Source organism: Brevibacillus brevis NBRC 100599 (assembly GCF_000010165.1).
Lineage (GTDB): Bacteria > Bacillota > Bacilli > Brevibacillales > Brevibacillaceae > Brevibacillus > Brevibacillus brevis_D.
This window is the reverse complement of record NC_012491.1, coordinates 3,242,709-3,261,544: the sequence shown is the minus strand read 5'-3', so window position 1 is coordinate 3,261,544 and position 18,836 is coordinate 3,242,709. Positions and strand designations below refer to the sequence as shown.

20 protein-coding genes, 1 pseudogene and 1 riboswitch are annotated in these 18,836 nt (G+C 44.9%); of the genes and pseudogenes, 17 read left to right on the top strand and 4 right to left on the bottom strand.

What is annotated here, in order from left to right:
* Positions 1–53: 53 nt before the first annotated feature.
* The 3 genes from def to BBR47_RS31265 all read left to right on the top strand — a co-directional run bounded on the left by def (position 54) and on the right by BBR47_RS31265 (position 1,875).
* Positions 54–581, top strand: a complete 528-nt coding sequence (def, locus tag BBR47_RS15565) for a peptide deformylase (protein WP_015891373.1) — start codon at positions 54–56, stop codon at positions 579–581.
* Between the two features lie 30 nt (positions 582–611).
* The gene (locus BBR47_RS15560) at positions 612–1,622 is read left to right on the top strand and encodes a homoserine dehydrogenase (protein ID WP_015891372.1); all 1,011 of its coding nucleotides are present in this window, start codon (positions 612–614) and stop codon (positions 1,620–1,622) included.
* A 100-nt stretch (positions 1,623–1,722) separates the two neighbouring features.
* Complete coding sequence (locus BBR47_RS31265; protein WP_015891371.1) at positions 1,723–1,875, top strand: hypothetical protein; 153 nt, start codon at positions 1,723–1,725, stop codon at positions 1,873–1,875.
* A 64-nt stretch (positions 1,876–1,939) separates the two neighbouring features.
* Here BBR47_RS31265 and BBR47_RS15555 read toward each other — a convergent pair whose 3' ends face one another.
* Both BBR47_RS15555 and BBR47_RS15550 read right to left on the bottom strand, forming a co-directional pair.
* Positions 1,940–2,731: a CAP domain-containing protein gene (locus BBR47_RS15555; RefSeq protein ID WP_015891370.1), complete on the bottom strand. Its 792-nt coding sequence runs from the start codon at positions 2,729–2,731 to the stop codon at positions 1,940–1,942.
* Between the two features lie 7 nt (positions 2,732–2,738).
* A riboswitch (cyclic di-AMP (ydaO/yuaA leader) is annotated at positions 2,739–2,896 on the bottom strand.
* Positions 2,897–2,980: 84 nt separating this feature from the next.
* Positions 2,981–3,325, bottom strand: a complete 345-nt coding sequence (locus BBR47_RS15550; protein ID WP_231850481.1) for a rhodanese-like domain-containing protein — start codon at positions 3,323–3,325, stop codon at positions 2,981–2,983.
* A gap of 430 nt (positions 3,326–3,755) precedes the next feature.
* Here BBR47_RS15550 and BBR47_RS15545 point away from each other — a divergent pair, with 430 nt between their 5' ends.
* Positions 3,756–3,959 carry a cold-shock protein gene (locus BBR47_RS15545; protein ID WP_007729289.1) on the top strand — a complete coding sequence of 68 codons (204 nt, stop codon included), beginning with the start codon at positions 3,756–3,758 and terminating at the stop codon, positions 3,957–3,959.
* Positions 3,960–4,128: 169 nt separating this feature from the next.
* Here the strand turns inward: BBR47_RS15545 and BBR47_RS15540 are convergent, their stop codons facing one another.
* Positions 4,129–4,575 (bottom strand): hypothetical protein, encoded by a 447-nt coding sequence (locus BBR47_RS15540; protein ID WP_015891368.1) that lies wholly within the window; start codon positions 4,573–4,575, stop codon positions 4,129–4,131.
* 113 nt (positions 4,576–4,688) lie between these two features.
* Between BBR47_RS15540 and BBR47_RS15535 the strand changes: the two genes are divergently transcribed.
* The 8 genes and pseudogenes from BBR47_RS15535 to BBR47_RS15500 all read left to right on the top strand — a co-directional run bounded on the left by BBR47_RS15535 (position 4,689) and on the right by BBR47_RS15500 (position 13,920).
* Complete coding sequence (locus tag BBR47_RS15535; RefSeq protein WP_231850618.1) at positions 4,689–5,429, top strand: 2-phosphosulfolactate phosphatase; 741 nt, start codon at positions 4,689–4,691, stop codon at positions 5,427–5,429.
* A gap of 80 nt (positions 5,430–5,509) precedes the next feature.
* Positions 5,510–7,099, top strand: a complete 1,590-nt coding sequence (locus BBR47_RS15530; RefSeq protein ID WP_015891366.1) for a catalase — start codon at positions 5,510–5,512, stop codon at positions 7,097–7,099.
* A 170-nt stretch (positions 7,100–7,269) separates the two neighbouring features.
* A pseudogene (locus BBR47_RS32000) lies at positions 7,270–8,382 on the top strand (regulator); the annotation flags it as partial.
* Between the two features lie 1,185 nt (positions 8,383–9,567).
* Positions 9,568–9,951, top strand: a complete 384-nt coding sequence (locus tag BBR47_RS15520; RefSeq protein ID WP_015891363.1) for a BlaI/MecI/CopY family transcriptional regulator — start codon at positions 9,568–9,570, stop codon at positions 9,949–9,951.
* Positions 9,952–9,965: 14 nt separating this feature from the next.
* Entirely contained in the window at positions 9,966–12,149 is a 2,184-nt protein-coding gene (locus BBR47_RS15515) for a M56 family metallopeptidase (RefSeq protein ID WP_015891362.1), read from the top strand.
* A 247-nt stretch (positions 12,150–12,396) separates the two neighbouring features.
* Positions 12,397–12,855 (top strand): GreA/GreB family elongation factor, encoded by a 459-nt coding sequence (locus tag BBR47_RS15510; protein WP_035985656.1) that lies wholly within the window; start codon positions 12,397–12,399, stop codon positions 12,853–12,855.
* Between the two features lie 115 nt (positions 12,856–12,970).
* Positions 12,971–13,237: a hypothetical protein gene (locus tag BBR47_RS15505; protein WP_015891360.1), complete on the top strand. Its 267-nt coding sequence runs from the start codon at positions 12,971–12,973 to the stop codon at positions 13,235–13,237.
* Positions 13,238–13,731: 494 nt separating this feature from the next.
* Positions 13,732–13,920: an alpha/beta-type small acid-soluble spore protein gene (locus tag BBR47_RS15500; RefSeq protein WP_041749454.1), complete on the top strand. Its 189-nt coding sequence runs from the start codon at positions 13,732–13,734 to the stop codon at positions 13,918–13,920.
* A 116-nt stretch (positions 13,921–14,036) separates the two neighbouring features.
* On the opposite strand, the gene BBR47_RS15495 is transcribed toward BBR47_RS15500, so the two are convergent.
* Positions 14,037–14,762 (bottom strand): EAL domain-containing protein, encoded by a 726-nt coding sequence (locus BBR47_RS15495; RefSeq protein ID WP_015891358.1) that lies wholly within the window; start codon positions 14,760–14,762, stop codon positions 14,037–14,039.
* A gap of 224 nt (positions 14,763–14,986) precedes the next feature.
* On the opposite strand from BBR47_RS15495, the gene BBR47_RS15490 reads away from it, so the two are divergent.
* The 5 genes from BBR47_RS15490 (at position 14,987) to BBR47_RS15470 (ending at position 18,813) form a co-directional block, all read left to right on the top strand.
* Positions 14,987–15,601 (top strand): superoxide dismutase, encoded by a 615-nt coding sequence (locus BBR47_RS15490; RefSeq protein ID WP_015891357.1) that lies wholly within the window; start codon positions 14,987–14,989, stop codon positions 15,599–15,601.
* 13 nt (positions 15,602–15,614) lie between these two features.
* A complete protein-coding gene (locus BBR47_RS15485) occupies positions 15,615–16,277 on the top strand; it encodes a helix-turn-helix transcriptional regulator (protein WP_015891356.1) in 663 nt (220 codons plus the stop codon).
* 229 nt (positions 16,278–16,506) lie between these two features.
* Positions 16,507–17,373: a hypothetical protein gene (locus BBR47_RS15480; RefSeq protein ID WP_015891355.1), complete on the top strand. Its 867-nt coding sequence runs from the start codon at positions 16,507–16,509 to the stop codon at positions 17,371–17,373.
* 97 nt (positions 17,374–17,470) lie between these two features.
* Positions 17,471–18,244 carry a CsxC family protein gene (locus tag BBR47_RS15475; RefSeq protein ID WP_015891354.1) on the top strand — a complete coding sequence of 258 codons (774 nt, stop codon included), beginning with the start codon at positions 17,471–17,473 and terminating at the stop codon, positions 18,242–18,244.
* 203 nt (positions 18,245–18,447) lie between these two features.
* Complete coding sequence (locus BBR47_RS15470; protein WP_015891353.1) at positions 18,448–18,813, top strand: MerR family transcriptional regulator; 366 nt, start codon at positions 18,448–18,450, stop codon at positions 18,811–18,813.
* Positions 18,814–18,836: the final 23 nt, after the last annotated feature.

Genomic DNA, 18,836 nt, shown 5'->3' with positions numbered 1-18,836 from the left:
CCTGATTTGCTACCTTGAAATCGAAAACTGAGTAATGCGGGAGGGAGAAGGAAATGGCTGAACGTATGATCGTTCGCCTGGGGGACCCTATCTTGCGTGAAACTTCAAAAAGAGTACAATCCATTACTCCGCAGGTTGAAAAGATATTGGATGATATGGTCCAAACCATTTATGCTGCGAAAGGTCGAGCAGGCTTGTCTGCGATCCAGATTGGTATCCCAAAGCGTTTGGTTGTCATGGATTGCGGCAGCGGCTTGATTGAACTAATCAATCCGGTGTTGATGGAAAAATCAGGTGAGCAGGTAGGGCAGGAAGCTTGTCTTTCGATACCAGGTGTTTTCGGAATTGTACGTCGGGCGAATTATGTCAAAGTCCAGACGCTGAACCGCCAAGGAGAAACAAAGACAATCGAAGCCGAAGATTTCCTTGCTCGGTGTATTCAGCACGAGATGGACCATTTGGAAGGAATATTGTTTATTGATCATACGGAAGAGCTCTACTCGGCAAAAACAGGAAAGAAATTGAATCGCAAGGATTTGCACAGGATACAAGATAAAAATAGAAAAAAATGGTGGAAATAAACGAAGCATAAACAGCAAGGAGATTGACTCATGAAACGTTGGAATATTATGGTGACAGGCTTCGGAACAGTAGGACAGCAGGTAGCCAGACTGCTGGAACAGCGACGGGAGCGGTACCGCGAGCTATATGAAGCAGATGTCAGACTCGTGGGAATCGTTCGTTCATCCTCCGGCCTCTATGATGAGAACGGAATCGATTCAGGGAAATGGGCAAACTATGCTCATACAAAACAAGCAGGGAACGCATCTTGGAACGCGCTGGAATTTATCAAATCAGTTCAAGCAGACGTACTCATCGAGGCAGGTCCATCTGAAAAAGAGGGGGGACCTGGTCTGACTTATATTCGGTATGCATTGGAGAATGCCATGCATGCGATCGCGATTTCAAAAGGTGCGCTTGTTGTTGATTATGCTGGTTTGGCCGCTCTTGCCAAAAAACATGGTACCGCGTTGAAAATTAGTGGGGCAACAGCAGCAGCTCTGCCGACGATCGATCTTTTGCAGTATAACTTGGCAGGCTGTGAAGTAAAACGAGTCGAAGGTATTTTTACGGGAACGACGAACTTCGTGCTCACAAAAATGATGGAAGAGGGGCTCACCTGTACAGAAGCAGTCGAGCTCGCTCAGAAGATGGGGATTGCCGAACCGGATCCCTCCTACGATATCGATGGTTGGGATACAGCTTCGAAGCTCACGATCCTGGCAAACGCTGCTTTTGGCGGGCAAGTAAATCTAACCGATATCGAACGCGCAAGTATTCGCGAAATAACCTTGTTACAAATCGAGACGTGGAAAAAGCATGCGAAGATTCCCAAGCTGATCGGAACGATCCAAAAGGAAGCGAATGGTACGGTTTCTGTAGCAGTTGAGCTGTGTGCGGTAGATTTTACCCATCCGTTTGCATCCGTATCAGGTACGACAAAAGCCATCCGGGTAGAAACAGATGTTATGGGGGATTTATTGGTCGTTGGAGGAAAATCAGATCCTGTCGCGGCAGCAGCGGCTGCCTTAAAAGACCTTGAACATATTATTAGCAGATAGGTTCATTCGCATGTGCTTCCAGTGTTCCTTAGGAATGAGTCGTTTAGAACCGCGTGCATACTAGGGATGCACCACCAAAAACGGCGAGGGGGCCATACGGGTGAAACAATCGTCTGATGTCAATGCCGAGCTGCAGCAAGTATCTGCTTACCCAACCAAGCAAGAAATGAATCAAAAGGACGTTGCTTTGCTAGATGAGCAGGAAAGCTGCTGTACCCCCAAAAAACAGGCTTCTGAAACACAGCCGGATTAATGTCTACACGAAAAAGCCGGGTCTCGATTAAGAGACACCGGCTTTTCGTTTCGTGCAAAGCGTGTTACCCGATAAATTCTTGTACCCAGTAGCCATTTGTGAAGCCTACACCAATTTTTGTGAAGTCAGGGTTCATAATGTTTTGGCGGTGGCCTTCACTGTTCATCCATTGTTGCATGACTTCTTGTGGACTCTGTTGACCCATGGCGATATTCTCACCTGCAGTCGAGTATTGAATGCCATACTGCTTCATCATGTCAAATGGGGAACCGTACGTTGGGCTGTTGTGGTCAAAATAGTTGTTAGCAGACATATCTTGTGCTTTAGCCAAAGCTACTTTGGACAGTGTTGCATCCATTTGAACAGGCTTGAGACCTGCTTTTGCACGTTCTTGGTTTACCAAATCCGCGACTTGTTTCGCAAAATCACCCGTCTTAGCTTGATCCGCTTGATTTACTGGAGCGGCAGGCTCAGTGACATTATTGGTAGGTTGTGCTGGTGCTGTTTGTACTGGCGCTTGTTGTACTGGCGCTTGTTGTACGGGTGCTTGTTGGAAAGATCCTGGTTGATACGGGCATGGTTGTTGTACAGGTGTAGCTTGTCCTTGCTTAACAGGTTGCATCAGCTGTACTGCTTGTGGCTGGCCAGGAACAAAGCCTTGCTTTTGGAAAAAGTTAAGGAACTGTTGAGCATTTGGTGCTTTTTGGAATTGTCCCATATTTTGACCCACATTGAATTGGAATTGTCCGTTCTTCAATGGGCAGTTAGATGCTGCGGAAGCAGAAGAAGCAAACCCTGTCAAAGCCAAGCCCAGACCAAGAGTCATCGCGATTGTAACAGAACCAAAACGTTTCATAAAACAAATCTCTCCTTTTTTTTGCCTACGAGGTTAGTTGTCGGATTCGGATTGAGGAAACAACCCTACGCCAGTTCGGCGATTCACCCCAATGTGGAATAGCTCATCCACAAAAAAGTCCCCCGCACTTCCTTTTCAAAGAGGAAGTCTCGGCTTATTTCGTTTGGCATGAACAACGATATCAAACAATCCCAATCGAAATAAAGGAGTAATATATGGCAAATAGCTAGAATCGTTGATAAATTAGGCTCATTTCGTTTCGTTTAATTGTTCCTTCCAGGCAGTTAAGCCGCCTTCCAATGCATTTGCATGAAAACCATGCTCACGAAGGAGAGCTGCAGCTTTTTGAGCTTTGTTACCTGTTGTACATAAGGTAACGATTTGCACATTTTGCGCGAGTTTTTCGGTTTCTTCAACAAGCGGCTTGTCCTGTTCTTTCATAAGAAGATAGGGGACGTTTTGCGTCGATGCGTTTTCGTGAACGAGGCTGCCAGAAACAAATTTCTCGGCGTCGCGTACGTCCAATAAAAGTACGGGGACTTTCTTTTCAAGCATTTCGGATAATTGAATGGTTGTCAAAATATGATTTTGCAATGTAATCCCTCCCAATCCTATTGTATCAGAGTCCCGCTTCGTCCAGAATAAGGGTGAACCGTTGCTTTTTTTGGACAACCATGGTAGAATGAGGTTGCTACTTGAAAAATTGATACCTAATCATTCATCGAGGTGTTTGTATGCTGATGGATAACATTTTTGGATCCCCGATTCACACTGGCGCGGTCATCGGAGCCGCAAGGATGGAAGAGAGGAAGGGCTTTCATTGTTTTAGGTTTTCAAAAGGTTTAGTTTTTTATTTTGCAGTTCCGTCCTATGACATTCACATTTTTGCCGGGTAGGTAAAATTCACATATCATGAAGGCGTATCATCGCACATGATCTGGTATTTCTTCATGATATGTGAGCTTTATTTGCTTCGGTAAATATGACTAGCATATTCAAAATCAATTTTTGGAGGTTTTTTCAAATGCAAACGAACGGAACAGTAAAATGGTTTAACGCAGAAAAAGGTTTCGGTTTCATTCAAGTAGAAGGCGGAGACGATGTATTCGTACACTTCAGCGCAATCCAAGGTGACGGTTTCAAAACTTTGGACGAAGGTCAAAAAGTTCAATTCAACATCGTTCAAGGCAACCGTGGCCCACAAGCTGAGAACGTAGTAAAACTGTAAGTCTCCTTTTCAAAGAAACTGTCCTTTCGAGGGCAGTTTCTTTTTTTGTCGTGGTCGTAGAAGCAAAAAGGTGTTGGGATCGTCCCAAGCGCCTTTCCTGCATGCGAATGGATAAAAAAAGGAACTATGGCGTCCCACCATAATTCCTCATTTTCTTCCTGCAAGATAGTTAAATACAAGTTTCGATTTCGACAGTTTGGAACTGACTGTCAAGAACGGTAAGACCAACAACTTGACCGCCGCCGATAGTAGTACGGCCATAAGTGGTGAGAAGGACATTTCTGTTGTTTTCTGCTACGGTAAGGCGGACTTCATAGTGGAAAGAAGCGGGGATCAGCGCATTGAAAGCAGTGCGAGTATTCGCAGGGATAAATTGCGTGATGTCAAGCAAGGTGCTAACTGGATTCGTTTGTGTAACTGCGTTACCCCAGTTTAATACTTGCACACGTACTTCAACCGGTTCTGTGTTCAGATTTACCAGGTCGAGGTGAGCGGTGAGAGCACGGGCGAGGTTGTTTTGCAAAATACCGGTCGTTCTCACCGTATTTCTTCTTGGGCGTTTGTGATTTCTTTTTTCCGAATTACCGTGATCGTCGTCGTATTCGATTTCAGACATCCATGTTCACTCCATTCTTGTTAATCTAGTGGGACAATAATACGATATTGTTTCTTGTCTTAATTTGTAACGGCGAACGTAAGGGGACGAGTACCTATTTTTGATAGAGGATGGTGGAGGGGTTGGGAGATAGAACTGTATGCAAACAACTTGACTATACAGCTCGATTTGATTGGGGATACGAAGGGGTAGAACAGGTCGGCGCAGCATCGGACATGATCGTCATTATCGATGTGCTCTCCTTCAGCACGTGTGTCGATATCGTAACGGGACGAGGAGGTATCGTCTATCCTTATCAGGTAAAGGATGAGTCAACCGTAGCATTCGCCAAACAAAAAGCAGCGCTGCTCGCTGGAAAACGCGGAGAACCAATCTCCCTTTCACCCACCTGTTTGAAAACGGTTCCAATGGGAAGTAGAATCGTATTACCCTCGCCAAACGGATCGACCTGTACCGTGTTGGCGAAGAAAACAGGTGCGAAGGTAATCGCTGCCTGCTTTCGAAACGCGCCATCTGTGGCCAGATACATACAGCAGCAGAATGGAACCGTAACCGTCATTGCTTGCGGTGAACGGTGGGGAAATGGAGCATTGCGGCCTGCTATTGAAGATATGATTGCGGCAGGTGCGCTGCTTCATGAATTGGAGGGATATCGATTGTCACCAGAGGCCGAAATAGCAGTGGCAGCCTTTCGAGCGGCTCAAGATCATCATCTTGCTTACTTGCAGAATTGTGCTTCTGGCCAAGAACTGATCAGTATGGGATACCCGGAAGATGTCGAACTTGCAGCGCAGTGGAATCAGAGTGGCGCAGTTCCAGTGCTTAACGATGATTTTGCGTACGAAGCAATTTAGTCTTTTCGCATAAAGAATCCCTCATTCGGTAACCATGGTTATGAACCATACATGAGAAGAACTGGACAGGGAGGATTCATATGGATGAAAAGAGCAAGTCCATCAACCAGGCAGAAGATAATATCCTGACGAATCGTCAAGGCCATCCGATTACAGACAACCAGAACTTGCGGACAGTTGGAAATCGCGGGCCAACCGTTCTGGAGAATTACGATTTTCTTGAAAAAATCACACATTTTGATCGGGAGAAAACACCTGAACGTGTTGTGCATAGTCGAGGTGCAGGAGCACATGGCTATTTCGAAGCGTATGGAACCGTTGGTGATGAGTCGATTTCTACGTACACGAGAGCAAAGCTGTTTTCGGAGCGTGGGAAAAAAACGCCTGTGTTTGTGCGGTTTTCTACGGTAAATCATGGCACACATTCGCCCGAAACATTGCGAGATCCACGTGGGTTCGCGGTGAAATTTTATACAGAGGACGGGAACTGGGATCTGGTAGGCAATAACCTCAAAGTTTTTTTCATTCGGGATGCCATGAAGTTTCCTGATCTTGTCCATGCGTTCAAGCCTGATCCTGTCACAAACATTCAAGACGTGGAACGGATCTTTGACTTCATCTCGAACACGCCTGAGGCCATGCATATGATTACGTTTTTGTTCTCCCCGTGGGGAATACCAGGGAACTATCGACAAATGCAAGGCTCTGGCGTAAACACGTACAAGTGGGTAAACCATGAAGGAAAAGCGGTCCTGGTCAAATACCATTGGCAGCCGTTAGCGCAAGGAATTAAGAATTTGACACAAAAACAGGCGGAAGAGATCCAGGGGAAAAACTTCAATCATGCCACGCAGGATTTGTATGAAGCGATTGAGCGGGGAGAATATCCGGAGTGGGAAATGTGCGTCCAGATCATGAGTGATGACGATCATCCCGAACTCGATTTTGATCCGCTTGATCCAACGAAAATATGGCCTGAAGATCAGTTTCCGTTTCTTCCGGTGGGCAAAATGGTATTGAACAAAAACCCGGATAACTATTTTGCTGAAGTCGAGCAAGTAGCATTTGGGACAGGTGTTTTAGTGGATGGACTTGATTTCTCTGATGACAAGCTACTGCAAGGAAGGACCTTTTCTTACTCCGATACGCAACGGTATCGGGTTGGCGCCAACTATTTGCAGCTTCCGGTCAACGCTCCCAAAAAGCATGTCGCTACCAATCAGGAAGGCGGTCAAATGCTGTATCGAGTTGATCGGACCCAGCGGCATATTAACTATGAGCCATCAACGATTGGCGGATTGCAGGAAGCCAAGCAAGCAGCGCCTGATCATCAGCCAGAAGTGGAAGGGAAGGTCGTTCGTCAAAAAATAGATCGCACCAACGATTTCAAACAGGCGGGAGAACGATATCGCCTCTTGGAAGACTGGGAAAGAGAAGACCTCATTGCCAATCTGACGGATGCACTCCTCTCCTGTGATCCTCGCATTCAAGAGAAAATGCTTGGTTACTTCTCCCAATGTGACGAAGAGTACGGTCAGCGTTTGAAAACTGGAGTTACACAGGGCAATGGCGGAAATCAAAAAGAGATGGGCGGACCGATGGGGGCAACGAATCCTGGAGCGGCTGTCAAGGAGGCTGAACAGAAGTCTCGCCCGTCCAAGCCTTACTGATGACCCTAGTGAAAAACAAGATTGAATGAACAGCGGAGCTTTGCCGAATCTATGGTAAAGCTCTTATTTGTATCCGGTTGCAATTGCTACAGAAGTAGGGATCACGAAGCCGGCGATCTACAGTAACGCAATTCAAGTTGCCAACGTCTTACATTTGTTTACATTTGACGATGGCGAGGAGACTCATGATGGTACAAAGAGAGAAATGGGTAGCAGTGTTGAGCTATACCGCGGTACTTTCCCTATTGACGACAGGGGGCGTCGTTGCTGCATCCCCTGCGAAGGCAGCTTCCCAAAAGGTTGAAGCAACGGTTAGCACGACGGGCAATACCGAGGTGAAGCTACAGGCTTGCGGTCAAGATGATGCAAAAGCAGATTTATCGAACAAAACGATGAAGTCCTGGAAACCATTGGGGAATAAGCCGGTACTGGAAGGGATTACTGCCATTGCAACAGGCGTCATTTTTGATGAAGCAGGCTATGGGTGGAGGCCAGGCATTTCTTATGCTTTCACCGAGGATGGGCAAGTGTGGAAGTGGGGCTTTCAATCTGACAAGAAGTATGAACCGCACAAGCTAGCCGGGATCAAGGATGCCAAGCAAGTCATGACGGATTATGTCCTCACGAGCGCTGGTGAAGTATGGCAGATTGATTCGAAGAAAGCACCAGAAAAACTGGCCGGTTTGGATAAAATCAAGAACATTCAGCAGCTCGATCTTCATGAAGGCGTACTTTTTTTACTGAAAGAAGACGGTACTGTACTGAAATGGGAAAAAGGAGCGAAAGCAGCGGAAAAGGTGACGAAGCTCTCGAATATCCGTGACATGTATAGCTCTGCCTTTTCCTTGTTTCTAGTAGATGATCAAGGGAAGCTTCTTTATCTCGATGGCAAATCCGGAGAGCTGAACACTGAAAATCTACAGGTAATGGATATCACGGGGAAAGTCAAACAGGTAGCCGTCGATTACACGGATCGCGCCCTGATCCAAACAGATAAGGGCGAAGTGTACAGCTACAATACAAAAGAAAATGAAAAAGTAGTGCGTGCTGCTCATGCAGATGGTGCCATGCGGATGGCAGTTGGCGGAGAAGGAATGTACGTAATCGTAAAAGTGGACGGAACTGTTTGGGGCTGGGGACATAATACACTAGGAATGCTTGGTGCGAATCTGGAAAATGAGCTCGAGGAGCCAGTTAAAATAGCGGGTCTTTCTGATATTACGGACGTAAAAGCGGGCACGGACCATGTGATTGCTCTCGATAAAAAAGGAAAAGTCTATTCATTTGGCAGCAATATGACAGGACAGCTGGGGCGAATCCCTGTTACCTTTGACACTTGGACAGAATTGGGCGAATTACGTGATGTAAAACAGGTAGTAACTGAGCTGGATCGACCGTACTTCGTTCGGAAGGATGGTTCTGTATGGGGTTTTGGCGCGGATCGAGTGCCATATGAAGTAAAAGGACCTACGAAAGTAAAAACAATGGATAGCATCCTGGATTCTCCGGTTATCTTGAATGAGAACGGACAAATCCAGTTGTGGACCAGTGAATTTAGCAGCTGTCAAACATTGGCGTTGCCTTCTCGCATTAAGGATTTTGTTGGTGGAGAGGAGCATCTCTTGTTGCGCACGGAGGATGATAAATTCCTGACTGTGGAATTCAGCTTTGATTCTGCCGAACGCGGAGGGCTATATGTCATCACAAACCTGCGCCCACAAAAAGTGGAAACCCTCCAAATAGATTCAAAAATGGCTACGGATGTGACCAAGCTTTATGCCAATCTTTATACGTTTTTTGCTGTGACGAAAAATGGTCAGGTATTGTACGCAGAACGGAAGAATGATGAACCGTTCACTTCATTTGCGACAATAGCTGGTTTGGAAGGAATTCGTGAGCTTGCGCCTGAATATTTTGTCCGTTATACAAAGGATACCGCATCCGTTTGGGCAATCAATGATGCAGGCAAGGTTCAGGAAATTCAGGTTTACCCTGAGAGTGAAGGAAAGGACGCTGGAGCTATCAAAGTAAAGCTGGAACCCAAAACGGAAGAAGGCATTGCTATGATGAGCGGACGTTTGCGGATTACGAAGGATGGGCAAATCTTCGAACACGAATGGGAACCGCTTCAAAAACAAAAAATAGCGGCTCCTGTTAGACTGATTTCTTCTTCGTACGACTATGCGATCGAAGGACCAGGCTCGCATTATCATGTGCTGGTCACTGAAGCTGATATGATCGTATTGATTGGCAATAACCCATACGGAAAAGGTGAGCTTCACCCAGATAGGGTCAGACAATAAAAGAAGAAAAGTAACGGCACAGTGGGAATATTCTTTTTCTACTGTGCTTTTCATTTTTCCGTTTTTAGAAGTTGTGGAAAAAGATGGTTGACAGTTTGGATTTACAATTGTAATATTTTCATGGAAACTGAATTTACACTTGTAAATCTAAGAGGTGATGTATGGATGAACAACATTCCGAAAATATCGGAGGCCGAGTGGGAAATCATGAAGGTGATCTGGCGAGATCATCCAGCGACAGCGGAGCAAATCATTGAGCGTTTACCAGCCGATATCGAATGGACGGAGCAAACGGTACGCACGTTTTTGAACAGACTGCTTAAAAAGAAGGCAATCAGCTATGAAAAATCGGGCCGCAGCTACCGATATTTCCCACTCGTCCAGGAAGATGAATGCAAACGGGCGGAAAGCGAATCCTTTTTGAAACGAGTATTTAACGGGGCAGTAGGCACGATGATGACCAATTTTCTCGAAGATGTGCAGCTATCCAACGAAGAAATCGATAAGCTGCAAAAAATACTGACGGAAAAACAAAAGAAAAAGCAGTGATGAGGGACCAATAAATGGATATTCTAGGGAATGTTTTTTTGTGGATGTGCTACACCTCGTTGGGAGCAAGCCTAGTAGCTATTTTGTTGGTAGCCATGAAAAAAGGGGTTCACAAAGCGATCAGCTGGCGTATGCACCATTTGTTATGGTTCATCGTTTTAGCCCGATTAATGATTCCCGTGCTACCAGAGAGTTCATTTAGCCTCTTCACTTGGATATCCTGGGCGAGTACGAGCATGTCCGTCAAACAGCCGCTTTCTTTCTCCGCAGAACCACTACTACAGACAAACACACAATCGCCTGCCGTCATCTCAGATCTCTCACATGAATCAGAACACAATGAGAATACCCCAATACAAACCGAAGTTGTCAAGGATGAGGGGATAACTGAAAGATCCTCACATCCAGCTTACATCCAAATCATGGCTGTTGTATGGCTTATCGGCGTAGTCATTTTGCTGGCAAGACTATTCATTTACCTGTATAACATGCACACCAAAGAACGCTTTTTGATGCGGGTGACAGATGAAAGAGTAACGACCATCATGAATGCGTGCAGAGAGAAGTTCGGTGTGAAAAGGCCAATGCCCGTATACACAGGGACAGTGGCAAAGGGGCCGCTAATCTCAGGGATCTTATCACCATGGGTTTATTGTCCGCGGGATGTATACCAATCGTTGTCAGATGCCGAGCTGTATCACGTCTTCGCACATGAGCTCGCTCATCACAAGCGCAAAGATTTGCTGTGGAGCTTCATCGGCTCCCTGGCACTCGCCATCCATTGGATGAATCCGCTTGTCTGGCTATGGATTCGAAAAATGAAGGCTGATATGGAACTTGCCTGTGATGAATATGTTTTGGAGATTCTGGGGGAAAAAGAAGCGATTCCCTATGGCATGACACTACTTTCATTTGCGAGACAGATCTCAGAGAAAAGACCCATGTCGTATCCGCTCTATTTTCACCATTCTCACCATATCAATCAAATGAAAAGGAGAATTCAAATGATTTCCACGTTCAAAAAAGGCTCCGCAAGGTTATCTGCTGTAGCCATTGCATGCGGGCTTGTTATTAGTGCAGTCACACTTACAAACGCAGCAGAGCCGTCAACACTTCGGATGCCTGTAAAACAGGATGAAAAATTGCGCCCGTTGTTTGAGGAAACACCCGGCACGGAGACGAATCGGCTGGAAAAAGCTGAAAAACTTAGTGGTTTTCCTTTCAAAGTTCCGTCTTATTTGCCACCAGAATTTACCTATCAAAACAGCCTTATCTATCACTATGAGGAATCTGAACCTTCGAATAACGGCGTGTTCCATTATTTCAAAGGTCCCGACACCAGTTTCAAAATAGTAACGAGCACAATCGAAAGGACCGAGAATTCTTTACACGTGAAATCGGAAGACGGTAGCATCCTCTCCACACTCTCAGCAGAAGAAGACCTATCTGCGAATGGAAAAACCGTAAAAGTTATCAAAAGAAAGACACCTTTAGATGATGGTTCGGTTGATCAAGACTCTCTTTATTTCTGGAAGGATGAAGGTCTCTATTACTCTATCGAAGGATATGACCTCTTAGAAAATGAGGAGATCATAAAAGTCATTGAATCGTTTCAAGCTCCAAATGAAGAACTGAGAAAAAGGTACGTCAATTACGACTTATTGAATTACAACATCCTTGATTTAGAGGATGTGGAGTACTTCTCAGGAATAATCGGTTTTGCACCAGCCTTTCCGTTGGAGCTGCCTGGAGGATACAAGGCAACAAATGCATATGTGAACAAGAAGCTCAATTTTAGTTATCCTGAAAACGAAGAGGATAAACAAAAGCGCACCATCCATCTCACGTTTGAAAATCCTGAAAAACCAAAAACGATTGTGTTGTTTGCCCAAATCAAGGACAAATCCATTGTGGAAAACATGAGAATAACAAAAAAGATCCCTTTTGAGAGAATAGACGGGGAAAAATTTGAAGTTCCAGTCACCTCTTTGAACATCGGTGGCCAAGAATTATTCCGCACAGTGCCGTATAAAATCGATGATACACTGAGTAGCCCAACGGATAAGTACAACCACACTTATTTTTGGTTAAAAGGAGATATCTGCTATAAAGTAACGTTTAAAGAAGTGGAAGAAGGAGCACAACAGCAAATGGTAGCAGCTCTGGTAAAGGAAAAAGCGATCGATTTGAAAAAGTAGCGGGAACATTTGGAGTCTGTACATACGTGCAGACTCTTTCCTTTTCCCTAAAGAGTATCATTTCGCATCAGCATTGCCATGGATCAATTGTAAAGCATTTCTAACAGTAGATGGAATCATTTTGTAATTATTGATACAATGATGAGAGTCCCTTCGGGGGCTATTTTTTTAAGGAGGGTTTATCTGATGAAGAACATTACGTTCATCAAACATGTTTATGAAAAGCAACTGGGGGGTGAAATCTACTATGAACCCTAGTATTTTGAATGGCACCAGAAATCATCTAATCAACCAGCTAGTCTTTTTTGACGAGCAGTATTCACTCTTTTATGATCAATATGTACGCAATTATGGGAAAGAAAAGCAAGCCATCGATGAGATTGTCGATCGTTACAAGCAAACACTTGAAAGCCTTTTGGCTAAAGAAGACAGTGCACTCTTTCAATCGCTTAAAGCAATTACATTATTAGGCAGCAGCGTGAAAGTGCTATTTGAAGAAGATCAATTTGAGGAGTCATTTACTGTGGTGTATCCCACAGACATTGACCCGGATAACAACAGAATTTCATTCTTATCGCCCATAGGCAGGCAACTGCTGCTAGCGGCTCCACACGATTCTGTTGTGCTGGAAAGTCCAGTTGGCAGACAACAGGTGCAGGTTCGGGAGATAAGCTTTACATATATGGGGGGATTCTCGTCACCTTAGGAACCTCCCCATCACAAGGATCACATGAGAAGGCACTAACACGAGGTTAGTGTCTTTTTTTGTCCATTTTAGTAAAATACCAGAAAAGTAAGCTAAGGGTACAGGGGGAAAGACAATGCAAATCATTGCCTGTCCAACATGTGAGCAAGATGTGCAATGGGATATGAATCACCTGCAAAAGCTGGGGGAGCGGTGGGTGATGGCTTGTGAAAAATGCGGTGATCCGTTTTTTAGCGTGTCAGAGGAAGAAAAGGAAATGATTCTTGCAGGCATCCGATTGACGGAAGCGTATGTACCGGATATTATCCATGCTTATGACAGTGAGGATGTAAAGAATCTCCCTTCCAGGGTTGGGTTCGAAGAAATCAAAAAAAGCAATTGAGAGCAGGACTGAATTGCAAGCTCTCCTCATACTTCGAGAAACAAGGGGAAAAATAGGTCCCCAGCATCCGGATGAGCTGTCCATACAAAGAAAGAGATAGGTGTTTAGCGTTATATGGAAAATAAATTAACATTGTTTAAGGTTTTTGCTGGCACAAGTTCACAGGGAGCCTTTTAGAAGAGCTTCCTGCAGAATACCTTAGCGATCAAAAATTCAAATGATGTGCATCTCCAGGGCTAGCTCTTGGCCTTGTGAAAGGAGATACCATAAAACTCCATACCAATGGGGATTTTGAATTCGTAACACATGGTGGGAATTTTTGTATTCAAATATTACTCTAATATTTATAAGAATCCATATGATTTTGAAGATGAAGAGTTAGTGAGTTGGGCTGTAGATCTGGATTAATAGACAGTCGGAGCATGTTTGAATACACTCCCATAATCTGCACATACTACCATTCACGAAAACAATCACAACCAGAGGTGAACAGCATGGCACGTTCGAATTCCTTGGTGAATGGACAAGCTCGTGCAGCATTAGATCAATTAAAGTACGAGATCGCTGCTGAATTCGGAGTCGAGTTGGGCGCAGATACGTCGGCACGCCAAAATGGCTCTGTCGGCGGAGAGATGACGAAGCGTTTGGTACAATACGCGGAACAGCAAATGTTTCGCCTGTAATCCCTCCTTGTTTCTTTCGCTTACATAGAGTGCATAAGAATATGTGTCTCATGCATGGAACGCTTCCATGGAGCCGGTAGGAAAATAGTCAGACACGAGAGGCGATGGGAAAGTTTTCATCGTCTTTGTTGTGTTGCTTGAAGTGGTTCTGGGTGCCCCAGCAAAAATCCTTGACCAACAGGTACCCCAAGTGCCAAAGCGACTGCTAAGTCCTCCGGCTCTTCGATTCCTTCCAGTACAAGCTGCGTATGATCTTGGCAGTATTGGACGAAAAGCGAGACGAGCTTTTGTTTATTCGGTATGGAGGACAATTGCTTGCCGAAGTACCTGTCGAGCTTAACGATATCTGGTTCATACTCCACGATCTTTTTTAATGACGCGGCACCCGAGCCGACATCATCTAATGCGATCAGGAATCCATGCTGACGCAGCTCACGTATTTTTTGCCCCAACACTCTTATCTCCCACATCTTGTCTTCTTCATTGGTCTCGTTGATTTCCAAGACAATTCGACCGCTCCACAATCTAAACAAGCAGCCCTCGGTAATAAACGATAGGAAGGCAGGGTTCAACAACGTAGAAGGAAACACATTGACGAACAAGAGCGGGGCATGGTCGAGAAAAGTCACCCTCGTAAAGTATGATTCAATTGCTTTTTTCATCGACAGTGTATCCAATTCATATAAGGATCCTTCTGCACGAGCCTTTCGAAAAAGTGCTTCTGGTGTGCGGTGTGTAGCTGAGCGAAGAAGTGCTTCATACCCGAAAAATTGTCCTGTCGTCAGATGCACTAGGGGCTGAAAAACAGGAAATGGAGCTTCCTTTTCCAATACGACGTTCATGGAATCATATTCCTTCCTGCACCAAAAATTTGACTCAAAGAAAAATTGTTTCCTTCTGGAAAGATAGGTTGTCGATATCTTACAACATAGCGGTTTGGTTTGCAATGCAAGCTTCACATGTAATTATATTTTGCACTGAGGAAACAAATTTGGTTGTATACAAAATGTTTTCCATCTTGTAAACTAGGCTTGTAACCGACAATCAAGATTGGAGGAGAGAGGAAATGGAAGCCTTTACGTTACCAGAACTGTCATACCGCTATGATGAGTTGGAACCTTATCTGGATGCGAGAACGATGGAAATTCATCACGGAAAGCATCATGCGACGTATATAACCAACTTAAACAAGGCCTTAGAAAACTATGCGCAGTTTAGAAATGCTTCGGTCGAAGAACTAATCAGCAACTTGGAGGATATCCCGGAAGACATACGGATGGCAGTTCGAAATCATGGGGGCGGCCATTATGGACATAGCTTGTATTGGTCGATCATGAGTCCGACTGGCGGCGGGAAACCAACAGGGGATATTGCAAAAGGAATCGACAAGTATTTCGGAAGTTTTGAGGAAATGAAGGATGAATTGACAAAAGCGGCTGTCAGTCGTTTCGGATCAGGATGGGGATGGCTTGTAGTCAACGGAGACAAGTTGGAAGTGATGAGCACTCCCAATCAGGATACTCCTTTTATGGAGAAGAAAACGCCCATATTGGTCGTAGATGTGTGGGAGCATGCTTATTACTTGCAATACCAAAATAAGCGCCCTGATTTTGTCTCATCGTGGTGGAATGTGGTCAATTGGGAGGAAGTCAATCGTTTGTATAACGAAGCAATCCGCTAGGGCAGGCCCATCAATGAACAGATACGCGGTCTATTTTCAAGAACAGGAGAAGCGGCGAGAAATTTTGGTGTTGCTGAAGAAGCGCCGTTCGATTAATGTCCAAGAACTGTCAAAGCATCTTGGCATAACGAAAGTCGCGGTGCGTAAGCATTTAGATGTTTTGCATAGAGAACGGTATATCGCGTTGCGAATCGTCCGCCAGCGAACAGGCAGACCAGCCTATGTGTATCATCTGACGAATACTGCAGAACATTTATTTCCGCGTCACTACAGCGATTTGGCTACAGAGATGGTGACGGGCATTCAGGATTTGTATGGGGAAGCTTTTGTCGATCAACTATTTGAGAAGCGGATGGTACGGATGTTACAAAACTATCGGGAGGTAATGAGAGGACAAGGTTTTGACCAGCGAGTGAAAATGTTGGCGAGCATACAAAATGAAGAAGGATACATGCCTCATTTAGAAAAAATCAGGGATGGTTTGTATCTGCTTGAAGAAGCAAATTGTCCTCTCTTACAAGTAGCCATTCGCTTTCGCCAAGCATGTCAATGCGAGCTCTCCTTGTTTGAGTCGCTAATAGACGCGCATGTAGAGCGTACTTCGTGTATGACAGAAGGACAAGTGAAATGCCGTTACCTAATAAGAGAAAAGCTCAGCAATGTAGAATCGGAGTGAGCAAGACATCCGTTACAAAGGCGGATGTCTTTTTGTTGTAAGCGAGGGGGTGATCGGTTAATAATTCGTAATTTTGGCGAGGCGGTGTAACTGCTGTATCGGGGTATTGTGGTTTGGGTTTGCCATAGGAAAGACGAATTGTTTACTGAAAGGGCAAATGTCTATACAACAAGACGGGCGATCACGTATGGATAATAGAAGGCGAATTTTGATGGAAAGGAGTGAGAACATGCCGAACGACAAGAGAAGTCCGAAGCATAGAAGACCAATTCTTAACCAGCGAGAAGCCTTGCAAAAGTCGAGAGCATCACTCCCGCTCCTCTTTGTCACACCAAAGGAACAGATGAAGCCTCAGGTAAGTGCCATGGATAAGCAGAAATTGTATCGCTCCAAGAAACCTAAGCGTAAACGAAAGCTTGCGCCGTTACCTCCAGCCAAGCAGACAGCTACTGAACAAGTCACACCGCAGTCCACTTCTCTCACGACTCCAACTTCCACGGAGGCCAAGTCTCTTACAGAAGAAAACAACAGATCCGAGCAAGAACTGATTCAAGCAAAAGTAGTCTACGTGGAAAACGTGGGGCAATCGTTTATGCAGGTTGCTTTTTTAGAAGAAATTTGGGACGTAGAGTGGGTCCATTCCTTACGCGTGCCATGGAAGCTTGAGTGGAAAGAGGTGGAATGCCAAAGTAAGATCGATGTCCAGCACGTTCGGCATGATGATCGTAAAAAGATTGTCTGGCTGTCAGGGAAGTTGGAAATCCAGGCTTTGGGGGTCACTGTCCATTCGCAAAAAGTAGAGCATGAAACGAATCGCATTCCATTTACCGCTACCGTATTACGCCCTTCCTTGCCCAAAGAAAATGTTGCAACAAGTGCCATTCTTCATCCAGCACCAACTTGTCCAACGAATCGATGGATAGAGACGGGGGATTGGCAAATCAACATCACAGCAGATCCGCTCACCCATTCGCAATCAGTATGGAAGGAGTTCAGCGGCTTGGCAACCATTAGCGGTCGTGTATGGTGGTATCGGAAGCAGCTGGTTCCCGTTCCGCCTCCATACATAACGAAAACGGTAAACAGTCTGTTCTAGAAAAAGGGCAAATAACGCTTGGCATTAGCCAAATCCATATTGTGTCTAGTCCATATAATATAAAGAGAGTAGGTGGCTGATAAAGGAGAGAGTAAAAATGGGTATACATGGCGAAGGCTGTAATTGTGGCCAATCTCAAGTTACGAAAAACAGTTGTTCAGTGGAAAAGGCCCGTGTGTTCGGAATGGCTTCAACCGAAACCACTTTTCCTAAAACGATTAAAGTACCTGTAACATTGGCAGAAACGGCTGTTGTCGTATGTGTGGAGGCAGATGTCCATTTGGAGAAGCCTGCACTTGAGATCATTCGGGTATTAAAGAGTGTCATTCTGGAGCAGTGTGAGTTGGTTCCTACGTTCAGCCCACATTCAGCAAATTTGTTCGTCACTGGTTTTATTCGCAAAAATATAGAGTACACCACAATCGATCAAGTAACGGGAACTGCTGTATGCGGTGATGTTCGACATACAACGGCGTTGGTACCATTCGATTTCTGTACGGAACTTACCTTTCCGGCTGCAGGACCGACATTGCAACTGGCGCCAGATTTTGAGTCACACGGAGAATATTTGAATAAATCAGGTCATGCGGCAAAGATTAACGTAGGTTTGTTCGGCAACCGGAAAGTTTACAATGAGAGACCGTATTGTGAGCTGTTATTCACGGAATTCACCGAATTAGACATCGGTTTAGAAAATAAGCGATGCAAAGATACAACCAAAACATTCTCGACCGTCCGTGAAAAAATCGTCCTGCGTATTGGTCTGAAGGTTTTGCAAGATCAACAAGTTCCTATTCCAACGACACCACCACCAAAACCGACATTTCCGCCACCTTGCAAATCGATATGTCCACCTAAGAAAAAATGGTAGTATAGCTGTAGGAAAAAACAAAGAAAAAAGGGAAGATGAGACTTCCAGTAGCGCTATACTTGCTGACTGGTAGTCTCATTTTATTACCTCATTTAGTATGATGAGAAATGAAATAGAGATTCGTAATCAAAAACGATATGGATACGCTGACATTCTGGCATATAATTGGGATAGCAATCTCATACGAGGAGGATCTTTGCTGCGTGAAAATAAGCGAATTATCACAATTAACCAATGTCAGTACCCGGTCAATACGCCATTATGAAGAAAAGGGCTTGCTACAGGCAGAACGACTGGAAAATGATTACCGTTATTTCAATGAATCGGCAGTCAACCGTGTCAAGATGATTCAACTGTACTTGAAGCTGGGCTTAACAGCAGATGAAATCAGATTGGTGTTCCGAGGGGAAGTGGCATCTCCCGACGATTACGAATATTGCGAGGAAATGCTGGCGATTTACGAACAAAAGCTCAGCAAAGTGAATGAACAGATTGAGGCACTCCACGAGTGGAAAAAAACGCTGGAGAGGCAAATATCCATTACACGTGGAAAAAAGGTTACGAACTAGTTCATAGTCATGGCCCCGAAGCG

Bases quoted from the DNA above. Each gene is read 5' to 3' on its own strand.
- def (WP_015891373.1), top strand. From the start codon at position 54: ATGGCTGAACGTATGATCGTTCGCCTGGGGGACCCTATCTTGCGTGAA.
- BBR47_RS15560 (WP_015891372.1), top strand. From the start codon at position 612: ATGAAACGTTGGAATATTATGGTGACAGGCTTCGGAACAGTAGGACAG.
- BBR47_RS15555 (WP_015891370.1), bottom strand. From the start codon at position 2,731: ATGAAACGTTTTGGTTCTGTTACAATCGCGATGACTCTTGGTCTGGGC.
- BBR47_RS15545 (WP_007729289.1), top strand. From the start codon at position 3,756: ATGCAAACGAACGGAACAGTAAAATGGTTTAACGCAGAAAAAGGTTTC.
- BBR47_RS15540 (WP_015891368.1), bottom strand. From the start codon at position 4,575: ATGTCTGAAATCGAATACGACGACGATCACGGTAATTCGGAAAAAAGA.
- BBR47_RS15530 (WP_015891366.1), top strand. From the start codon at position 5,510: ATGGATGAAAAGAGCAAGTCCATCAACCAGGCAGAAGATAATATCCTG.
- BBR47_RS15520 (WP_015891363.1), top strand. From the start codon at position 9,568: ATGAACAACATTCCGAAAATATCGGAGGCCGAGTGGGAAATCATGAAG.
- BBR47_RS15515 (WP_015891362.1), top strand. From the start codon at position 9,966: ATGGATATTCTAGGGAATGTTTTTTTGTGGATGTGCTACACCTCGTTG.
- BBR47_RS15510 (WP_035985656.1), top strand. From the start codon at position 12,397: ATGAACCCTAGTATTTTGAATGGCACCAGAAATCATCTAATCAACCAG.
- BBR47_RS15505 (WP_015891360.1), top strand. From the start codon at position 12,971: ATGCAAATCATTGCCTGTCCAACATGTGAGCAAGATGTGCAATGGGAT.
- BBR47_RS15500 (WP_041749454.1), top strand. From the start codon at position 13,732: ATGGCACGTTCGAATTCCTTGGTGAATGGACAAGCTCGTGCAGCATTA.
- BBR47_RS15495 (WP_015891358.1), bottom strand. From the start codon at position 14,762: ATGAACGTCGTATTGGAAAAGGAAGCTCCATTTCCTGTTTTTCAGCCC.
- BBR47_RS15490 (WP_015891357.1), top strand. From the start codon at position 14,987: ATGGAAGCCTTTACGTTACCAGAACTGTCATACCGCTATGATGAGTTG.
- BBR47_RS15485 (WP_015891356.1), top strand. From the start codon at position 15,615: ATGAACAGATACGCGGTCTATTTTCAAGAACAGGAGAAGCGGCGAGAA.
- BBR47_RS15480 (WP_015891355.1), top strand. From the start codon at position 16,507: ATGCCGAACGACAAGAGAAGTCCGAAGCATAGAAGACCAATTCTTAAC.
- BBR47_RS15475 (WP_015891354.1), top strand. From the start codon at position 17,471: ATGGGTATACATGGCGAAGGCTGTAATTGTGGCCAATCTCAAGTTACG.